At 59.9% G+C, this 18,804-nt stretch carries 15 protein-coding genes; 8 read left to right on the plus strand and 7 right to left on the minus strand.

Translation table 11 applies throughout. The features are described from left to right. Nucleotides 1–34 precede the first annotated feature (34 nt). Both Pan181_RS00680 and Pan181_RS00685 read left to right on the plus strand, forming a co-directional pair. Nucleotides 35–232, plus strand: coding sequence for a cold-shock protein (locus Pan181_RS00680; RefSeq protein ID WP_145245002.1), 198 nt, complete (start codon nt 35–37; stop codon nt 230–232). A 715-nt stretch (nt 233–947) separates the two neighbouring features. Continuing rightward, complete coding sequence (locus Pan181_RS00685; protein WP_197528752.1) at nt 948–3,626, plus strand: secretin N-terminal domain-containing protein; 2,679 nt, start codon at nt 948–950, stop codon at nt 3,624–3,626. Nucleotides 3,627–3,644: 18 nt separating this feature from the next. On the opposite strand, the gene Pan181_RS00690 is transcribed toward Pan181_RS00685, so the two are convergent. After that, a complete protein-coding gene (locus Pan181_RS00690; RefSeq protein WP_145245004.1) occupies nt 3,645–4,463 on the minus strand; it encodes a Nif3-like dinuclear metal center hexameric protein in 819 nt (272 codons plus the stop codon). Nucleotides 4,464–4,592: 129 nt separating this feature from the next. Between Pan181_RS00690 and Pan181_RS00695 the strand changes: the two genes are divergently transcribed. Continuing rightward, nucleotides 4,593–5,567, plus strand: coding sequence for an ankyrin repeat domain-containing protein (locus tag Pan181_RS00695; protein WP_197528754.1), 975 nt, complete (start codon nt 4,593–4,595; stop codon nt 5,565–5,567). Nucleotides 5,568–5,589: 22 nt separating this feature from the next. Here the strand turns inward: Pan181_RS00695 and Pan181_RS00700 are convergent, their stop codons facing one another. After that, complete coding sequence (locus tag Pan181_RS00700) at nt 5,590–6,384, minus strand: TIGR00266 family protein (RefSeq protein WP_145245006.1); 795 nt, start codon at nt 6,382–6,384, stop codon at nt 5,590–5,592. 113 nt (nt 6,385–6,497) lie between these two features. Here Pan181_RS00700 and Pan181_RS00705 point away from each other — a divergent pair, with 113 nt between their 5' ends. After that, the gene (locus tag Pan181_RS00705) at nt 6,498–7,199 is read left to right on the plus strand and encodes a phytanoyl-CoA dioxygenase family protein (protein WP_145245007.1); all 702 of its coding nucleotides are present in this window, start codon (nt 6,498–6,500) and stop codon (nt 7,197–7,199) included. Here the strand turns inward: Pan181_RS00705 and Pan181_RS00710 are convergent. The 4 genes from Pan181_RS00710 to Pan181_RS00725 all read right to left on the minus strand — a co-directional run bounded on the left by Pan181_RS00710 (nt 7,192) and on the right by Pan181_RS00725 (nt 12,438). Then, a complete protein-coding gene (locus Pan181_RS00710; protein WP_197528755.1) occupies nt 7,192–8,130 on the minus strand; it encodes a DUF1559 family PulG-like putative transporter in 939 nt (312 codons plus the stop codon). The genes Pan181_RS00705 and Pan181_RS00710 overlap by 8 nt on opposite strands. A gap of 80 nt (nt 8,131–8,210) precedes the next feature. Then, a complete protein-coding gene (locus tag Pan181_RS00715) occupies nt 8,211–9,515 on the minus strand; it encodes a dockerin type I domain-containing protein (RefSeq protein ID WP_145245009.1) in 1,305 nt (434 codons plus the stop codon). Nucleotides 9,516–9,633: 118 nt separating this feature from the next. After that, complete coding sequence (locus Pan181_RS00720) at nt 9,634–10,362, minus strand: lamin tail domain-containing protein (RefSeq protein WP_145245010.1); 729 nt, start codon at nt 10,360–10,362, stop codon at nt 9,634–9,636. A 276-nt stretch (nt 10,363–10,638) separates the two neighbouring features. Next, entirely contained in the window at nt 10,639–12,438 is a 1,800-nt protein-coding gene (locus tag Pan181_RS00725; protein ID WP_145245011.1) for an NADPH-dependent assimilatory sulfite reductase hemoprotein subunit, read from the minus strand. Between the two features lie 194 nt (nt 12,439–12,632). Here Pan181_RS00725 and Pan181_RS00730 point away from each other — a divergent pair, with 194 nt between their 5' ends. Continuing rightward, nucleotides 12,633–13,118, plus strand: a complete 486-nt coding sequence (locus tag Pan181_RS00730) for a phosphatidylglycerophosphatase A family protein (RefSeq protein WP_145245012.1) — start codon at nt 12,633–12,635, stop codon at nt 13,116–13,118. A 173-nt stretch (nt 13,119–13,291) separates the two neighbouring features. Here Pan181_RS00730 and Pan181_RS00735 read toward each other — a convergent pair whose 3' ends face one another. Next, nucleotides 13,292–15,019, minus strand: coding sequence for a BBP7 family outer membrane beta-barrel protein (locus Pan181_RS00735; RefSeq protein ID WP_145245013.1), 1,728 nt, complete (start codon nt 15,017–15,019; stop codon nt 13,292–13,294). 1,042 nt (nt 15,020–16,061) lie between these two features. Between Pan181_RS00735 and Pan181_RS00740 the strand changes: the two genes are divergently transcribed. The 3 genes from Pan181_RS00740 (at nt 16,062) to Pan181_RS00750 (ending at nt 18,620) form a co-directional block, all read left to right on the plus strand. Further along, nucleotides 16,062–16,643, plus strand: a complete 582-nt coding sequence (locus Pan181_RS00740; protein ID WP_145245014.1) for an NfeD family protein — start codon at nt 16,062–16,064, stop codon at nt 16,641–16,643. 91 nt (nt 16,644–16,734) lie between these two features. After that, nucleotides 16,735–17,742, plus strand: a complete 1,008-nt coding sequence (gene floA, locus Pan181_RS00745) for a flotillin-like protein FloA (protein ID WP_145245015.1) — start codon at nt 16,735–16,737, stop codon at nt 17,740–17,742. Between the two features lie 77 nt (nt 17,743–17,819). Next, nucleotides 17,820–18,620: a hypothetical protein gene (locus Pan181_RS00750; protein WP_145245016.1), complete on the plus strand. Its 801-nt coding sequence runs from the start codon at nt 17,820–17,822 to the stop codon at nt 18,618–18,620. The last annotated feature ends 184 nt before the right edge of the window (nt 18,621–18,804 follow it).

Raw genomic sequence — 18,804 nt, forward strand, 5'->3', positions numbered from 1 at the left:
GGCACCACGAGATCAAGTTAAGGTTTTTTGAGTAATGGCTGAAGGTACAATCAAGCGTTTGACAGACAAGGGCTTCGGATTCATCGACACTGGAAGTGGCAAGGACATGTTCTTCCACTCCTCGAACGTCGAAGGAACCAGCTACGACGAACTTCGTGAAGGACAACAAGTCTCCTTCGTCGAAGGTATGGGCCCCAAGGGTCCTCGTGCCGAGCAGGTACGGCCTGTCTGATCGTTTGTCGATCAATGAGCAAGTAACGCGAAAAGTCGACGAGCAATCGTCGGCTTTTTTCGTGCGCCTTTGGCAAATCGTCGGGCTCCTGCGGCGATTGAGGTTCTGCTGGAAAACGGCCACCACATGTGTTCAAAAGAGAAGCGACTAAGATAGGCGCTTGTTCTTTGACAATCGATTCGCGCCTTCTCGAAAGCTTGCCCACCTCACCCGCCTGGCGAGTCATCGGTCCTCCAGGCGGCACGAAAATCGGTTCCCATCGATGGGAACATTGAAAACGCTGAGCAGAGAGAAGTAGGTAGCTTGCGGGCCAGGGGGCTCGCCTTGTTAGCCGACATGCCGACGCACTGCATGCAACCTGTGTATTGCCGCAGGTCGTAGCTCGCCATGGAACTCAGCGCGAGCGCGTTGTCGAATCGCGCTCGACCGGACGTCGCGTCGCCCTGGCAGGGGACGCGTGAATCGCTGTGATAGCAGTGGTTTTTTCGGCGATGCGAATTTAAATTGGCGATCCGTTGTCGATCGTGCTAGAATCAGGCCCGACAACAAAGCACTTGCCTATCGGGCCCCCGCTGACGCCCGAGCCAACGATTCGATCCCACCTAGTTGAGTAAGTGAGGCAAACTGCTCTTATCCCACCGGCCCCCTCGCGAGGGGTCGCTGGCACCCTCCCACCCCCCTCCCTCCCAACACGGCGGATTCTCTTATGTATCGCATGGTTCTTGCGCGACTAAGTATTTGCACGGTTTGTATGTTGCTGGTCGATAGCGCGCTGGCTCAAGAGCTTCTGGCCACGAACGATTCGTTGCCGCCTGCAGTCACTGCAGCGAACACCGGCGCGGCCCAGGATGCCGAGAACGTACAACTGCAGTTTCGCTTCGCCGAGGCTCCCTGGCCGACCGTGTTGGAGTGGATTGCCGATAAGGCGAACCTGTCGCTCGACATGGCCGACGAGCCAACCGGCACGTTCAACTACATCGACGATAAGCAATGCACAGTGACCGAAGCGATCGACGTGATGAACGGCTACTTGCTGCCTCGAGGATTCGTGCTGCTGCGTCGCGATCAGTTCCTGGTGGTCATGAAGACCGACAACCCGATGCTGCCGAATCTGATTCCCACGGTGCCTGCTTCGCAGCTCAAGCGATATGGCAATAACGAGCTGCTGCGAATCGTGGTGCACGTGGAAGGCTACACGCCGGAAGAGGTGGCGAATCAGGTGACCACGATCTTGGGTCCCAAGGGGGTGGCCTCGCCGCTCGATTCGTCGGGCGCGTTGGTGCTGCAAGGGTTTGGGCGCAGCTTGCGCGAGGCGGTCGACTTGCTCGACCAGACACAGGCGCCGCCGTCGGACAACGAGTTGATCTTCAAGTCGTTCACGTTGCGGAATATTCCTGCATCGGACGCGGAGCGGCAGATTCAAAACCTGTTTGGGCTCGGTGGCAATCCGTATCAAGCAGCCATGCAGCGACGAGCCGAGTGGTCGCGACGCGAGCGTGGGCGTGAAGGCGAGGAAGGCCAGCAGCGGCCCGATTCGCCGACGCCGTTGGTCGAGAATATTGCGATGAACATGAAGGTGTCGTCGCTCCGGCAAACGAACAGCCTGCTGGTGACCGCCACGCCGGCAGCGATAACTCTGATAGAAGACATCCTCGCGACGATCGACGTAGAACCAGCAGGCAGCAAAGGGGGTGGCCCCGGGAGCAACATTCCTGAACTGCGGGTGTATACCGTGGACAATGCCGATGAAGACGACGTGGCCGAAACCGTGAACGCGGTGATCCCCGGTGTGGTGATCAACGAGGATCGTCGCAACAACTCGATTCACGTGCTGGCCACCCCGGCCGAGCACGATCAGGTCGACGAGCTGATCAGCACCATCAACTCCGGTGGCATCGGCAGTGGTGTCGAGGTGATTCCCCTCACGCAGAACGACCCGACCTTCATGAGCGAGTATTTGTCGTCGTTGTTCAAAAACGAAAACCGCGACAACCGCCCGGTGATCACGCCCGGCTTCCAGAACCAATCGCTTATCGTCCGCGGTTCGTCGCGACAGTTGGGCGAGATTCGCAAGGCGCTCGCTTCGTTTAACGAAACTGGCGTCGACGACAGTCAGCTGGGCGACGGCAATCGGGTGCGACGGTTGCCGCTTGGGGCGAGTCGCGACGCGGAACGCATCGCGCGGACCGTGAAGGACCTGCTGGAAGACAATCGCCAGTTCGATAACAAGATTCGCGTGGTGGTTCCGTCGGACAGTTCCGATTCGCCAGCCGCTACGCCGGCGAATAACGGAGTGCGTCGGGTGCCGATCGAAGACCAGGAAGATCAGGAAAATCAGGCCAGTCGTGCACCGGCGGCGAACTTGATGCTCGCTGCTTACGAGCAGCCGGCTCCCGCGGCCGAAGAAGCAACCAGTGAGCAAACCGAGGTGCCGCAGGCTACCAGCGAGCAAACGCCGCAAAAAGTGGAAGCGGTAGAGCAAGCAACCGCTGATGCGAATCAAGTTGCCGCGAAGCCTGGCACTCCTGCCCGGTTGCCGCGGGTGACGATTGAAGTGCAAGGGAGCGACCTATTGATGTACTCGGACGATGCGGTCGCGCTCGACAAGGTGGAGCAAACCGTTCGCGATCTGGTGCGGCAGATGCCATCGCGGACGGAGTGGACCGTGTTCTTCCTACGGGCAGCGCCGGCCGACACCACCGCGCGAACGCTAGTCGACTTGCTGCGAAGCGACTCGACGACCGAGGTGGTCATTGGTTCCGCGGTCGACGTGAGCTATAGCAGCTTGGCCGACGAAACCATGCGCATCGTTCCCGACGTGCGAACCAATGCGTTGTTCATCAGCGGTACCGACGAGCAGCTCAAGCGAACGGAGCAGTTCCTGGAGTTCCTTGATACGAGCGAACTGCCGGGATCGCTTCGCGACCGGATTCCTCGTTCGATCGCGGTGGAATATGCGGACGTGAACGAAGTGGCTCAGATTATTCGCGAGCTGTACAAAGACTATTTGGTCGATCCCATGGCGGCTGCCGCTCGCGGAAGTCGCGACAGCCGCGAGGCGCAAGCTCGCATGGCTCGGGTGATGAACCAGTCGCAGAACTCAGGTCTTCGGCCGTCGGGGATTCAGCTCACGATTTCCGTAGACGAGGCTTCGAACACGCTGTTGATCTCGTGCAACGATACGTTGTTCACGCAGATTAGCCAGTTGGTCAAGCAGCGCGATCAGGCGGCTTATGAATCGCAGCCGGTGACGCAGATGATGCGGATCAGCCCTTCGTCGGCCGAGCAGGTGCGCTCGGTGCTCAGTGGCATGGAATCGGAAACCGTCGAGATTCAGATTTCGAACGAGCAGGATCGCCGCCGTTCGCGTTACAGTCGCGACCGCCGCCGATAGAGGGGAAGCAACTGCTTGCTAGGAAGTCAGCAAGCGGAGCGGGTCGCTCTCCTCGCGACTCGCCCACGCAGTGAGCGTAGGTTGTTGCGCTTGCAGCCATGCGGCGAGTCGCTCGACCGCAAAGCGTTCGCTGGCGTAGTGCCCGGTGAGCACCACGGCTACGCCGGCGGTGCGTGCTGCCAGCAGCGTGTGGAAAGTGGCCTCGCCGGTCACCAGGGCGTCGGCCCCGGAGTCGATCGCCGCATCGAGCAGCGAACCGCCGCTGCCGCAGGCCACGGCTACGCGGGCGATCGGCAGTTGGTCGTCGCCGACCACACGCACGTGATCGATCGACAGCAGTTGTCGGGTGTTCGCAGCGAGTCGCGCGAGCGTGGTTGGTTCGAGCACCGCCCCGCACCGTCCGGCGCCGAGCGGCGAGTCGGCGTTCGCCGGGTCGGCAGGAATCAGTGGATGGATCTCCGCCAGGTTCAAACCGGTCGCGAGTTGGTAGTTGATACCCTCGCCCGCCGAGTCGAACGCGGTGTGCGGGCTGTAGACCGAGATGCCGCTGCGGATGAGGTTCCAGAGCACCCGCCCTTCGCCGGTCGTGGTGGTGAGCCGCTTGAGCGGGCGGAACGGCAGCGGATGGTGCGTCACAATCAGCTCTACCTGGTTGTCGATGGCCTCGTGAGCGACATCCTCGGTGAGGGTCAGGCAGGTCATCACCCGCTCTACCGGGTGAGCGGGGTCGCCGACCACCAGGCCGACGTTGTCCCAGTCCTCGGCCAAACCAACAGGCGCAAACGACTCGAGCAGGGCAGTAAGATCACGAACGGTCAAGCTAGCTTCGGCAGGCATGTTTATCGTATGATTGGTGGATCAAGCGGAAACCCAGCGGGGGAACTCCTTGGTATGATAAGCGGCAACGCGAACTTGCGAAACAACCCATCGATTTCGAGCCCTCTGCAAGCACGGAGAACGAGTGCCATGCGACTTGTAAATACAACGTTACTGCTGTTGGGATTGCTGACGCTGATGCCGGCGGCCGGAGCGCAGGATTTCGAGCTCGAGACCGATGGCGATCGGCTTGCCGAGGCGATCGATTCAGGCAGCGTCGCGGCGGTGCGGCGGTTGCTCGACAGCGGAGTGTCGGCCAACACGTTGGTGTACGACTCGCCGCCGTTGCAGTGGGCGATCTGGGACGAGAAGTACTACGTGGTCAAACTGCTGATCGATCGCGGTGCCGACGTGAACCTGCCGGACGAGGATGGTTACACCTCGCTGATGTGTGCTTGTGATATGTCGAGTAAGCGGATCGTCGATTTGCTGCTGGACAAAGGGGCCGACATCAACGCCGTGGAGTTGCTGTACGGTATGAGCGCACTGCAGTCGGCCTGCTCGGCCGGAGACGAAGCGATCGTCGATCTGCTGCTCGAACGCGGTGCCGACATCAATCACATCGACAAGTACAGCGGTAATTGTCTGGAGGAAGCGGCCTACTACGGTCACAAAGCGGTGGTCGAGAAGCTAAAAGCGAAAGGACTCAAGTCGGACTACCCGTTGCACATTGCTTGCGGGATTGGCGATGTGGAAGAGGTAAAGAAGCAACTCGCTGCTGGCAAAAAGGCCGACCAGCCGAACGAAGGGTGGAAGAATACTCCGCTGCACTTTGCTTCGGGGGGTGGTCACTTGGAGATCATCAAGTTGTTGGTCGAGAACGGTGCCAACGTCAATGCGAAGAATGTGCTGGGTACCACCCTATTACACGAAGCGGCTTCGGCCGACCATCTGGAGCTGGTAAAGTGGTTGGTCGCGCAGGGAGCTGATATCAACGCAAAGGACGAAGAGGGCAGCACTCCGCTCGATTGGTCGTCGGGCGAGTCGGCGACCTACCTCGAAGAAATCGGCGCCGAGTATGGCGAGTACGATGACTTCGAGCCCGAGGGCGATGTGAGCATCTAGTCGACCAAGCGAGGCATTTGCTTTAGTCGCCGAACAGGTTGCCAAGTCCACCGATCACGGAGCCTTCGCCGCGCGACGAGCCACCTGCGACCGGAGCGTGCTGCAGCACGCGATTGGCCAGTCGCGAGAAGGGCAGGCTTTGCAACAGTACGGTGCCGGTGCCGCTCAGCGTGGCGAGGAACATCCCTTCGCCGCCGAAGAACATACTCTTCAAGCTGCCCGCCCGCTGGATGTCGTAGTTGATGCCTTCGGTGAACGCGACGATGCAACCAGTGTCGACGCGAAGTGTCTCGCCGTTGAGCCGCTTCTTGATGATCGCCCCGCTGGCGTGGATAAACGCGTGACCGTCCCCCTCCAGGCGTTGCAGGATGAAGCCTTCGCCGCCGAAGAATCCAGCCCCGAGCCGACGCTGAAACGCAATGCCGATGCGGGTGCCAAACGCCGCGCAGAGGAACGCGTCTTTCTGGCAGGTGAGCACGCCGCCGATTTTGGCCATGTCGAGCGGAACAATCTTGCCCGGAAACGGGGCAGCAAAAGCAACCCGGCGTTTGCCATCGCCCTGGTTGGTGAAGTGGGTCATGAAGATCGACTCGCCGGTGAGGGTTCGCTTGCCCGCGTCCACCAGTTTGCCAAAGAATCCCTGGTTGGTCTTTGATCCGTCGCCCATGTGGGCTTCGAACACAATGCCATCTTCCACGTAGTTCATCGCGCCGGCTTCGGCAACAACGGTCTCGCCCGGGTCGAGTTCGACTTCCACGTATTGCATGTCGTCGCCAAAGATTTGGTAATCCACTTCATGGCAGCGAGGTGCGTCCATCGTCGAGCTCCCGGGGGTATAAGGTTAGTAGTGACCTGTTGGTCCAGCATAAGCGATTCGCCAAATCTGCAACAATATTGGATACATCGTCCCCAGAAGCCGAGAAATCAACGATGAATGCCGAGGACCTCAAGCAAATTGCTACCGAAGGGTACTGTTTGCTGCCGGATGTGGTGGATGCTCTGCAAGTGCAGCGGCTGGTATCGGCGGTCGGGCGGGGGGAAACCACGCGTGCAGGTTCGCGCAACGCGCGGCGTTTACTGGAGAGCTGTCCGACTGTCGCCGAGTTGGCCGATAGCCGTGCGATTCGAGAGGTCGTTGAGCCGGTGCTCGGGGCTGCTGCGTTCGTTGTGCGAGGGCTACTGTTCGACAAAGTCGAGGGGGCCAACTGGCAGGTTGCCTGGCATCAGGACTTGATGATTCCGGTCCGCCAGCAAATCGAAACGCCCGGCTTCTCGGCTTGGAGCTCCAAGCAAGGCGTGGTGCACGTTTGCCCGCCGGCCGAGGTGCTGGCCGGCATGCTGACCGTGCGAGTGCATCTCGACGATTGCCCGCAGGAGAATGGCCCGCTGATGGTGCTGCCCGGTACGCATCAGCGAGGCATCCTCTCTACGGAACAATCGCAGCAATTGGTCGCTGAAAGCGAACCTGAAGTGTGCCTTGCACGAGCTGGCGATGTGCTGGTGATGCGGCCGCTGCTCTTGCATGCTTCGCGACCAGCCAGCTCGGCGACTCATCGCCGCGTCGTGCACTTGGAGTACGCCACCCAGCCGCTGCCTGGGCTGCTGCAGTGGTGGCAATCCACGGCTACTTGAGACTCGGCACCACCTCGTACCCGTTGCGCGAAGCAAAGGCTTGCAGCGTTGCCAGCTCGATGTCTTCGCTCACAAAGTGCACCGAGCCATCGGCGAATAGCACGTTCGCTCCGCCGGGATGGTCGGAGAGAATGTCTTCCTCGGCCCACGCGAGATCGGGATCGGAGTTCACCGGGTGCTCGATGCTCGAGACTCCTTTGCCGTTGGCCCACATGCCGACGTCTTCACCGCGCCCGCTACACTCGGCAACCACCATGGTGTTCGACAGCCCGTCGATGATGTCCTTCGCACGAACCTTCGGCGGTTCGAGCAACCGGTTGCCGAACTTGATGTCTTTGAACGAGAGCAGCACTCCCCGGTTGGGGCCGTACTTCAGATTGCCATCAGCCGGGTTCAAGGCGTTCTTGTGAGGTCCTTTGATGCCGAGGTAGTCGGTGCAGGCCATGCCGTCGTCTTTGCCGATGTCGAGTCGGTCGCCATCGCTGTCGAGGTCGATCACGCGGTCGTCGAAGTCGCGACTCACGTGCGCCCGCGACTGACTGGGGCAAAGGTAGGCCGAAACCAGCAGCGTGACAGGTCCGGGAGCGTCGGCGGTTCCTTTGTTCTCGACCGCGTCGAGATCCTTATCGAGTTTCAATAAGTCGTAGATGGCCGACTCTTCCATGTAGTCGAGCAGAAACACCGACCAGGCAAACTCGTCGCCGAACATCACGTACCGACGCTGCCCGGGCGGGAATTGCTTAGTGGTCGACTCGTAGTTGAGCATGGCCAACCCGATTTGCTTCATGTTGTTGACGCACTGCGTTCGGCGGGCCGCCTCGCGGGCGGACTGCACGGCCGGCAACAACAGGGCAACCAGAATGCCGATGATGGCAATCACCACGAGTAGCTCAACGAGCGTAAAGGCTTTTGGCGAATGCGATGGTTGCATCGCACGACGCGTTGGGATCATCTTGATACCTTGAGTGACCATGGATTAGGTAGATTCGCTTTTTCAGGAACGACAAAAAACTATCGGCGAGCCCGCCAAAGCACAGTGGTTGCCAGCAGGCCGAGCAGCAGCGACGAGGGCTCGGGGACCTGACTCGCACCAACAGCACTTGTCATGCTGCTCAGACCCGCTGGAGTGGTGAAACCGGTGCCGAAACGCTCTTTCCAATACATGTAGTCGGCGGCGTCGACGACGTTGTCGCCGTTGCCATCAGCAGCCAGGTTAGTGGTGGAACCAAGGTTGTCGCGCCACACGGTGTAGTCGGCCAGGTCGACGACTCCGTCCTGGTTGTAGTCGCCATCGACGCTGCCGGTGAACCAGCTACGCAGCGCGGTGAAGTCTTGCGTATCGCCGAGGTCGTTCCAGAGATTGGGTTGGCCAAACGTGCTGGTTTCGCCATCTTCGTAGGCGCCGAAGTTCAGTGTGGAGTAGTCGCTCGTGGGATCGACTTGCAAGCGGGCGACCTCGCGGCTGCTGATGCCTCCCCCGCCCCAAAGCAGGTTCTCGGCGACTTCTTCGCCGAGCGGGCCAATCACCGGAGTCGCGTTGTTATCGAGGATCGTGACTTGCCAGGCGTCGTTTGTGACGGAGAAATCGCCCGACTCGAACTCTTCGCCAACATCGGGAACGAAGTCGCCATTGTCGATGTTCGAAAGCGAAGTGGTAATCAGGGGAGTGTCGTTATTGGCTTCGTCCTCGGTGCTAACATGAATCCACCAGTCGCCGAGCACCGGGTTGAAACTAGTGTCGGTGTCGAGGTCGATCTTGTAGTCGCCTCCGTTCTCGGCGGTGATACCATCGGTGAAATTGCGGTCGTTCTCGATGTAGTCGGTGTCGACCCAGATGGTGTCTTCTTCGCTGATGGTGATGATGGTGCCAGCGCGAAGGTCGCTCCACAGTAAGTCGTCGGCGAACTGGATGAAGCCGCCGCGGCGACCACCGGTTCCGGCCTGCGAGTTCTCGATGGTATACGCCTCGGACCACTCGAGGCTCCACCCGCGAATGTCGACGTGGTCCATGGTGACCACGAGCTCGATCCAGTCGTCGCCGTTGCCTTGGATCCGCCCGTCAGGCGTGCCCTCAGCGACTCCCTCTGGCGAGTTTGCCGGTACTTGCAGCTCGGCGAACGTGGCGAAGTACTTGTCTTCCTTCTCATTTCGAGAGGAAACCGAGGTGCCGCCGTAGTTGTCGGTGTCGAGATACTTCGATCCGCCGACCGCGTTGTATTCGTTAATGATCAGGGGAACCGACTGGGCCGAGGCAAACCCCGGCAGTACGAACATGGAAACCAGCAGGCACGAGTGGAACGTCTTTGAGTTCATCATCTTCAGCAGCACAGGAGTAGGAGTTTTGTGGTGGATCGCAACGGCGGCCGACCTTCGCTTGTCGTGCGGGAAGGCCGGCCGCTGCGATGCATTCAGTACGCGCGATAGTGCGCGGTGTTTACGAAACGCGGCGACAGATGGCCATCATGCCCGCGAGGGCGAGACCCGCCAGTACGCAGGCGGCAGGTTCCGGCACCGCGGCATCCACGATGCCAGGCGAGCCGAAATCGCCCGAAGTATCCGCGAACGAGCCGTACACGCCAGCGGCAGCCAGTTCGAACTCGCCGTCGGAGCCCGGAACCCAAACGGCCGATTGGTTTTCGTAGGTGTCGGAGCCATCGGTGTTACCAGCGGCCCAGTCGCCTGCGTGGGTTTCGTTAGGAGTGGTCAGGCCATAGGCAAGCTCGATAATCAGGTTGTCGCTGGAGTCGAACAGCACGATGGCATCCCCTTTACCGAGACCTGCACCCCCTTGGTAGCCAACTTGCACGCCAGGTAGTCCGCCCCAGAACGAACGGAACAGCTCGATCTCGCCGGCTGGATCGTAAGCGGGACTCAGCGGATCGTTTTCATCAAGCTGAAAGAACACGACCGACTCGCCAGGAGCGATGGTCGAGATGCCCATCAGCGGGGCGGCTTCGGCGATGTCGGCGCTTTCGTCGTCGAATTGCCAGCCAGTGATATCGGCTGGCGTATCGCCGAGGTTGGTGAGTTCGAAGTAGTCTTCGGGATTAGTTTGAGATTTCGAGCGAAGCTCGGTGATGATCACCTCGGCTTGCACGACGCGGGAACTAACCACCGCCAGTGCGGCAACCGCAACCGCCAAGCAGAGTTGTTGCAACTTCATGAGAACGCTTCCTTCCGTTGAATCACACGTTAGCACAGGGGGACCGCCCGCCTGTCGTGTTGACTACTTGGAAAGAGCGCGGAGGTTCCCTGCCAGGGAAACCGAAGTTTATCCGGAGAACCTTGTCGCTTTATGCACGTTTGATTAAAAGACCGTTAAGAAGCCAAGAAGAATGCGCAAAGACTAGGTGCCGCTTGCACATTCATGTTCTCGCATGGCGGCCGTGATGCTTGCGATTCACCAACAATGGGCCCCAATGCCAGTGTTGGAAACGCCCTAGGTGGCCAGTGCGTCTTTTCCCAGGCGGTGGCAAAAATCGCCGAACGTTTCGTTGGTCTGGCGGTCGTCGCGGAACTGGCGGAACACTGGCAGCAGCGTGCTTACCACTTCGTCCTCCGGCACCAGGTCTTTGAACACCCAGTTCAGCCGATCGCCTTGGCGGCGGCCGCCGAGGAAGATGGTGTACTTGCCCTTGGTCTTGCCGACCAAACCGATATCGGCGTTGTACGGGCGTGAGCAGCCGTTGGGGCACCCGGTCATGCGGGTGGTGAATACCTCGTCGCCGAGTCCCAGCGAGGTGAGTTCGCGTTCCATCTCGTCCATGATGGTCGGCAGCATCCGCTCGCTCTCGGTGACCGCCAGCCCGCACATCGGCAGGGCAGGGCAGGCCATGCTCCACCGGCGCGTGGTCGAGATGTCGTCGGTCAGCACGACACCATGGTGCACGAGGATGCCTTCGAGTCGCTCGCGATCGTCGTCCGACAAGTCGCAGAAGATCAGGTTCTGGTGCGGTGTGATCCGCATCGGCGGGGCCATCGTTTTGCAGATCTCGGTCAACGCGGTCATCAGGTTCACATCGCCGGCGTCTTTGATGCGGCCGTTCTCGATGAACAAGCCATAGAACCAGCGACCATCCCCTTGCTCGTTCCAACCGAGCGCGTCGTTGTAGTCGATCACTTCCATCGGGCGTGGTGCCTGCAGGTCGTGGCCTAGGTACTCTTCCACTTTCTTGGTGAACTTCTCGAGTCCCCAGTTGCGAACCAGGTACTTCAGGCGAGCGGTCTTGCGATCGCTGCGGTTGCCGAAGTCGCGCTGCACCTTCAAGACTGCCTTGGCTACGTCGATGGCTGGCGTGTTGGTATCGGACACCGGGATGAATGCCATCGGCATCGCGATTGCCGCGTAGGTCTTCGACGCGCTGGGAGTGACCCCAAACCCGCCGCCGACCAGCACATTGTAGCCGACGATGTCGAAGTCTTCGCACACGGCTAGGAAGCCGACGTCCTGCGAGTAGACATCGGCCGAGTTATCGCCAGGCAAGGCGACGCCGAGCTTGAACTTGCGCGGCAGGTAAGTCTTGCCGTAGAGCGGTTCGGTATCCTTGGTCTTGGTTTCGCTGGCGGGAGCGACGTTGGTTTTCTCGCCGGTCTCGCTATCGGTGAGCCAGATTTCGTGATAGGCGGTGGTATTCGGCTTCAGTTCGGCGGCCAGGTCTTCGGCTAGTTCCTGAAGCTTGTCGTACACCGGGTCGTTCTTGTACGGCGCGGGGTTGCACATCAGGTTGCGTCGCACGTCGCCGCAGGCGGCCAGCGTGGTGAGCTGCACTTCGTTGATGCGACGGATGGCTGCCTTGAGGTTGCTCTTCAGCACGCCATGCAATTGAATGCCCTGGCGCGTGGTCAGGCGGAGGGTGCCATCGCCAAGGGTTTGGCCAAGCTTCAGGTGTTCGAGAAATTGATCACTGGTGATACGCCCACCTGGGATGGCGGTACGCACCATGAAGCTAAAGTACTTGCCGCCTGGCACACCAGCCTTCTTGGCTTCGGCGCGGCGATCACGATCGTCCTGCTGGTAGCTGCCGTGGTGTTTGAGCAGCATGCCATTGTCGCTGGAGAATCCGGCCGAGTCGTCGGCCAGTTCTTCGGCAATGGTTCCACGGAGGAAGTTGCTATTCAGCTTGACACCCTCGGCACCGCTTAGCTTGGGTTCGTCATCCGACGAGTCTTTCGACTTGGCAGCTTTCAGTTGATCGAGGGGGCTCGGCTTGGTGGACTTGGGCTTCGACTTATCGGACATAGGGAGCAGAGTAAAAAGGAGGGCTAAATGGCAGGGTGGGGAGTGGTCGCCTAGTGTTGGGCGCAAACATCGAGGATATTTAGATAGTTCGTGATGTTTATTCCTGCAATCATAGCTCTCATCCAATCGAAGTGAAACGGCAGACGGGCTTTGAACACCCTCATTTCGCACGCCAAATCCCGACTCAACTACTCATGAATACAACCAATCCATCGGCTCCTCCACGACGAACTCTCGCGGTTTGGTTGGCTTCCGGCCTGGGAGTAGGGCTCGTGATGCCTGCGCCAGGCACGTTCGGCGCCTTATGGGGACTTCCGCTGCTCTGGATTTATGGAATGTTGCCAGGCGATTTGTGGTGGTGGACAGTCGCGATCGCCATGCTAGCGGTGGGGGTGCCAGTCTGCGGCCGCGCGGCCCGCGATCTGCAACGCAAAGACCCAGGCCCGGTGGTGTGGGACGAGTTCGCCACGGTTCCCTTGGTGTTCGCGTTTGTAGCGCCCAGCTCGCCTTGGCTGGTGCTGCTGGGATTTGCCCTGCACCGGGTGTTCGATATTTCGAAGCCCTGGCCATGTCGACAGTTGGAGTCCCAGCCTGGCGGCTGGGGCATCATGCTCGACGACGTGGTCGCGGCCTTCTATGCCGCCGCGGTGTTGTGGGCCATTCGCCATTTGGGCGGCTGAGCTTCGCACGCAAGCGCAACAAGAAAGCCCCGACGACTTCAGGGAGTGAAAGTCGCCGGGGCTGGAGGTCAGTGTGGTTGGGGGGCAACCACACTTGATGGGGGTCGGGTCGCAAGTCGCTCACCCACAGGGGCAAGCGGCTTCGTACACGCTACACGTCGGTGCAGCAGGTACTAGTATTTCCATTCCACGCCGGTTTGCAGACCGTGCAGAATCATCGAGTCGTTGGTATCGATGGTCCGAGCAACGTAGTCGGAGTCGGACCACACCGAGGGAAGCTGCTCGTTGGCCAGGGCCACGCCGGTGATGGCGATCACCCGGTAAGCCGTCGTGATCCGGCAGTTGCAGCCCACCTGGTAGCCAAGGCCAGCGCGAAGTTCGCCGAGGAACGACACGTCGGTCTTCTTCGCCAGTACGTTGACTGCGTTGCCAGAGCCATCCCAAGTAACCATGCCACCGCCACCGCCGTACACGGTTTGGTACACACTGGCGTTGTTGCCGTAGATACCCATGCTGGTATCGCAGAAGGCACTCCACTTGCAACCGATGAGCCAGTTCATGTTGCTACCAATCTGGAAGCCAACCAGCTCGTTATCGGTGCTGATGTCGTGGAAGATGTTGTTGTCGTCGTTCAAGGGGAACCCGGTGTAGGCGGTCGGTTCGCCGGCGTTCGGGGTGCCGGTGCCATCGACGCCAACAAACATGGCCGCGTATTGCAGGTCCTCGTCGAGCTTCATGTATCGCACGCCGCACAGACCGTTCACGGTGAACCGCGGAGGAGCACACGCGTTGCAAGCATCGCCGCCGCCGGCAATCGGGAACCGCAGGAAGTTCAGTTCCAGGTTCTGGGCGCTGAAGTAGCTGCGAGCACGGAAACCAAGCACGCGAATGTCGTTCGTTTCATCGACCGGCATGCTGTAATCCCAGTAGTCGTTCAGCGGACGGTCCGCGTAGGTACCACCAGCCGAACCATCGCGGTCGTAGTTCAGACCGTTGTAGTTGATCGCGCTATACATGCGATCGCCGTCGGTCCAAGCATCGGTGATCGTGGCCGACGAAGAATCTTCGGCCAGACCCCAGTAAACCACTTCCCAGGCGTAAGGACGCAGGCCCAGGCCAGGTCCACAAGGCGAGCCAAAGGTGCTGCCGAAGCGAATCTCGGCACCCCACTGCCAATCGGGTTCGATGTTCTCGGTCGACAGGACCGTGTCCATCGAGCTGGGGTAGTAAGGAGTCGAGGGAGCGGGCTCGTCGACTACCGTGGCGAAGCGGGTGTAGCTCGGGTTATCGCGGCTCATGAACAGGCTGTAGGCGCCGAAGAACCACTGGCGGCCACAGTTGTTAAACAGTCGACCACCCAAAGCCGAGCTGCTACCGCCGCCGAAGGTGCCGTAGTCGCAAGCAGCACCGGTAGTGCAGTCGCCAGTTTCGCAGCCATAGCCCGAAGTGGGAGCTTGCACGTAGCCTTCCCAACCGGTTGCCGAGTCACCAGCAGGGTACTGACTCGCTTCGGTAGCTGGATCGCCCTCGGTGTATTCCTGAACCGGCGCGGTCTGCGGAAGACTCTCGGGGGCGGGCACGTGCTCGGGCGCAGCCGGCGTGGTGTCGTCGGCCATGGCGTAACGAGCCGCTGGGGCTGGCGCCTGATAGTTGGGCAACTGATACTGCGCGGTGCGATAGCTTGGCTGCGCCGTGGGGTACCCGGTTGGCTGCACTTGAATCGGCGGTACCGTGATCTGCGGCTGCACGGTTTGTGCGGTCGCTGGGTACTGCGCGTAAGCAGCTGCGGGTTGTTGTGTTTGATAGTAAGGGCCACTTTGGGCGAGGGATTGCGAAGTACCGGCAATCCCAAGTACTAACGCAGCCGCAATTCGCGTAGCTGCTGAACTTGAACGTGTCATCCGAGCGACCTCCTAAACTCCATTTTGTGGGTGCATGGCCCGGGGGTAGGCCCTTGGCAATCTCGAATTGCCAATTGCACTGCGCGGTTCCAACCTCTCCCAGAGGATGAGGCGACTCCCTGGCGAACCTGCAACGTCCACCTTCCGCCTAGTCCGCGCAACGCTTCCTACCCCCAACAATCGTCCCTCAATTGGCTACAGTCGCGATAATCGTTGCCTGCGGACGCTTTTTGCCCGAGGGTGGGGCGTGCAATCGCTACTGCGGGCAAGGCCTCTGCAGTGCCCGTATCCCCCCTGGCCCGCAAAGCTTGCCACTGGCGTGCGGCGACAAACGCCTGCGGTGGGTAGCCGGTTCGATAGCGGGCAACGCCATTCGCGGCAGTTTTCGCTGGAAATTGGCCACTTGTGGTGTTCTAATGGACAGGTGTGTGTGGCTGTCGGCTATCAGCTTTCGGCTGTTGGCTATTAAGTGATTGGAGGTGAATGAGTGTGATGCTTGTTTTGAACTCGAACGACTAGCGACGCGCAGGCGCGGGGTGCTGGCGTGAGCGTTGGCTGCTGCGCGCGTTGGTAACACGCTCGAAGTGGCAAGCCGAGATTCTTCAGTCGCCGGAAGCTCCCTCAGAATGACATCCCCTGCCCCCTGACCCCCGAATCCTGAATCCTCGCCAGAATAGTTTCCCACCCATGGGAATCTATTTTGGGCAACTATCGCGGAGGTGTTGATGCAACTCATTGCTCATAAACGACTTGCGATTCCTTCCCCGTGGGAAAATAGATTCCCATCGGATGCGTTTTGGGAAATGGGAATCTATTCGGGTACGAAAACCGCTGGTTTTGTAGCGTGGGCGAAGATTCAATTTTCCCATCGGTGGGTAAATTGGGAATCTATTTGCAAGCGGTGGGAATCTATCCAGTTCTCCTAAGGGGAATCGTGCTTGCGCCCGACTATTTTGCTGGTTTCAGGCCAACACGAACCAAATTGCTATAATTTGACGCGGCCGGCGAATAACCCCCAGACATTCATCGAGGGTAGAGAACTATGGAAACGATTGATCCACTCGTATGGGCAGGCTTGCTCGTGTTAGTCGGGTTGGCCCTGGTCGTGCTCGAGATTCTCATTCCTTCGGGCGGAATCATCGGCCTGCTGTCGTTGGGCTCGATGCTAGCAGGCATTGTCATGGCGTTTCGCGCTGGCGGTCCTACGGCCGGATTCAGCGTGCTGTCGTTCGTGGTGTTGATGACTCCCGTGTCGATGGGCATCGCGTTTTACGTGCTACCGCGCACTCCGATTGGTCGCATTTTGCTAGGTGAAGCTCCTAAGAGCACAGAAGTTGCCCCCGAAGACCCTCGGCGTCAGCTGATCGGCCGTATCGGAGTCGCCCGCAGTAAGATGCTGCCGAGCGGCACCGTGGAGATCGACGGCCAGATGATCGACGCGGTCGCCAAGGGGCAAGCCATCGAACCAGGCGAAAAGGTACAAATCGTCGAGGTGCGAGCCAACCGGGTGATGGTCCGCACGGCCCCTAAGGATATGCACCCTGGCACTTCGCGACCCGATGATCTGCTGAACCGCAGTATCGAAGAACTTGGCATCGAAAGCCTGGAGGATCCACTAGCATAGCTTGAGCGAATACCGCAAAAAGGCTTACACTGCACTTTCGAACCACAGCGTTCCCACATTCCAGCATCGTATTCAGAAGTAGGTCTCCGAAATGGGTGGTCCTTTACTGACAATCATTGGCGTCGCGATCGTTGTCGCGGGGCTAGTGCTCATCACCATTTTCGCCCGCTATTTTCGGCTGTGGATTCAGTCGTTCATGACGGGAGCGGGAATTTCGCTCTTCGACCTGATTCGCATGACCTTCCGTAAGGTGAATCCCGCGGTGATCGTCCGCAGCAAGATCATGGCCGTGCAGGCCGGCCTCACCGACGAAGAGGGGGTGACCACCCAAGCACTCGAAGCCCACTACATGGCCGGCGGCAATGTGCCGCTGGTGATTCGATCGATGATCGCTGCCCGCAAGGCCAAGATCATCGACCTCGATATCAAACGGGCGACCGCCATCGACCTGGCTGGCCGGAATATTCTGGAAGCGGTGCAGACCAGTGTTTACCCGCGTGTGATCGATTGCCCCAGCAAAGACAGCAAAAAACCGTCGCTCGACGCCGTGGCCAAAAACGGCATTCAGCTCAAGGTAAAGGCTCGCGTGACCGTGCGGGCGAACCTCGACCAGCTGATCGGCGGTGCTACCGAAGAGACGATTGTCGCCCGCGTGGGCGAAGGCATTGTGAGCGCGATTGGCTCGGCCGACACGCATGCCGACGTGCTGGAGAACCCCGATCGGATCTCCAAAGCGGTGCTGGCTCGCCGGCTCGACTCGCAAACTGCGTTCGAAATCGTTTCGATCGACATCGCGGATATCGATGTTGGCGACAACATCGGTGCCCGGCTCGAAGCCGATAAGGCCGAAGCCGACACCCGAGTGGCCCAGGCGAATGCGGAAAAACGCCGCGCGGCCGCGGTTGCCACCGAGCAAGAAAACATGGCCACGATCGAGCAAAACCGGGCCACGCTCGTGCAGGCTCAGGCCGAGGTACCCAAGGCCATGGCCGAGGCCTTCCAGTCGGGCCGGCTGGGAATTCTCGACTATTACAAGCTGGAAAACGTAAAAGCCGATACCGACATGCGAGACGCCATCGCCAAGGCGGGGCGAAAGTAACCTGTTCCGCCCTCCAGAAGCTGGACGCCTTTGGCTAGTTTCGCGAGTTTTTCCTTTCATCGACGTCTGATTCCATCATGCCATTCCTGTTCCAACCTGTGCTGGCAGACCTCGCCTTGTTGATCAAGGTGATATTCCTGCTGGTGATCATGGCTTCGGGCATCGTGCGTTGGATTCGCGAGGCGAAACAGCCGCCGGCCCCGCCGCAGCGACCGGGACGCCGGCCGGCGCGGGACCCGCTGGACGATCCGATGGAACACGACGAGCGACCTCGTCGACAGCCGCAGCAGGAAGAAATTCGCTCGGAAGTCGAGGAGTTTCTCCGCCGCATCGGCAAAGGAGAGCCGGAGCCAGGTCGCCGTGCCCAGCCGGTCGAAGCTCGGCAGACCCCGCCCGCTGCGGGTAGCCGACGTCCTCGGCAGATCGAGATGATCGACGAAACAGGTTTTGGCGTGGATGACCGGCCTCGCCAGACGCATCGTCGTACGCCGCCGCAACAAGCTCAGCCGAAGCCACTTTTTCCGCCGGTGCCGTCGACGCCGCCGCGCCAGGGTATCGAACGGGGCGAATCGGTGGCCGAACATGTCGCGGTTCACCTGAACGAGGACCAATTCCGCGAGCGGGCCACCCACCTCGGGGAAGACGTCGCCCAATCCGACGAGCGGCTCGAAGCCCATTTACACCAGACTTTTGACCACGGGCTGGGCAGCCTGGCGGCTCGTCGCAAGGTTCGGGAGCAGGAAGATGCGGCAAAACGAACTGCCGAAGAAGCTCCCAATTTGGCCGAAACACTGCTTGGAATGCTCTCATCGCCTGCAGGCGTGCAGCAAGCGGTGATCCTGAACGAGGTGCTCCGCCGCCCCGACGACCGCTTCTAGGCGTCGCTGCGGAGCTCTGATTGGGTACAACGCGGAGCGATCCCCGCATCCGCTATGGCCCGCACAATCCGGCGGTAAAACCTGATCGTCTTGAATTTGCTTAAACCGCCTAAATTGACATTGGTTTTAGCCACTGACTATACTGCGAGAAGCCCCATAACAACTGGCTTGTCGCTTGGCTCCA

The sequence above is a fragment of the Aeoliella mucimassa genome (genome assembly GCF_007748035.1).
GTDB classification, from domain to species: domain Bacteria; phylum Planctomycetota; class Planctomycetia; order Pirellulales; family Lacipirellulaceae; genus Aeoliella; species Aeoliella mucimassa.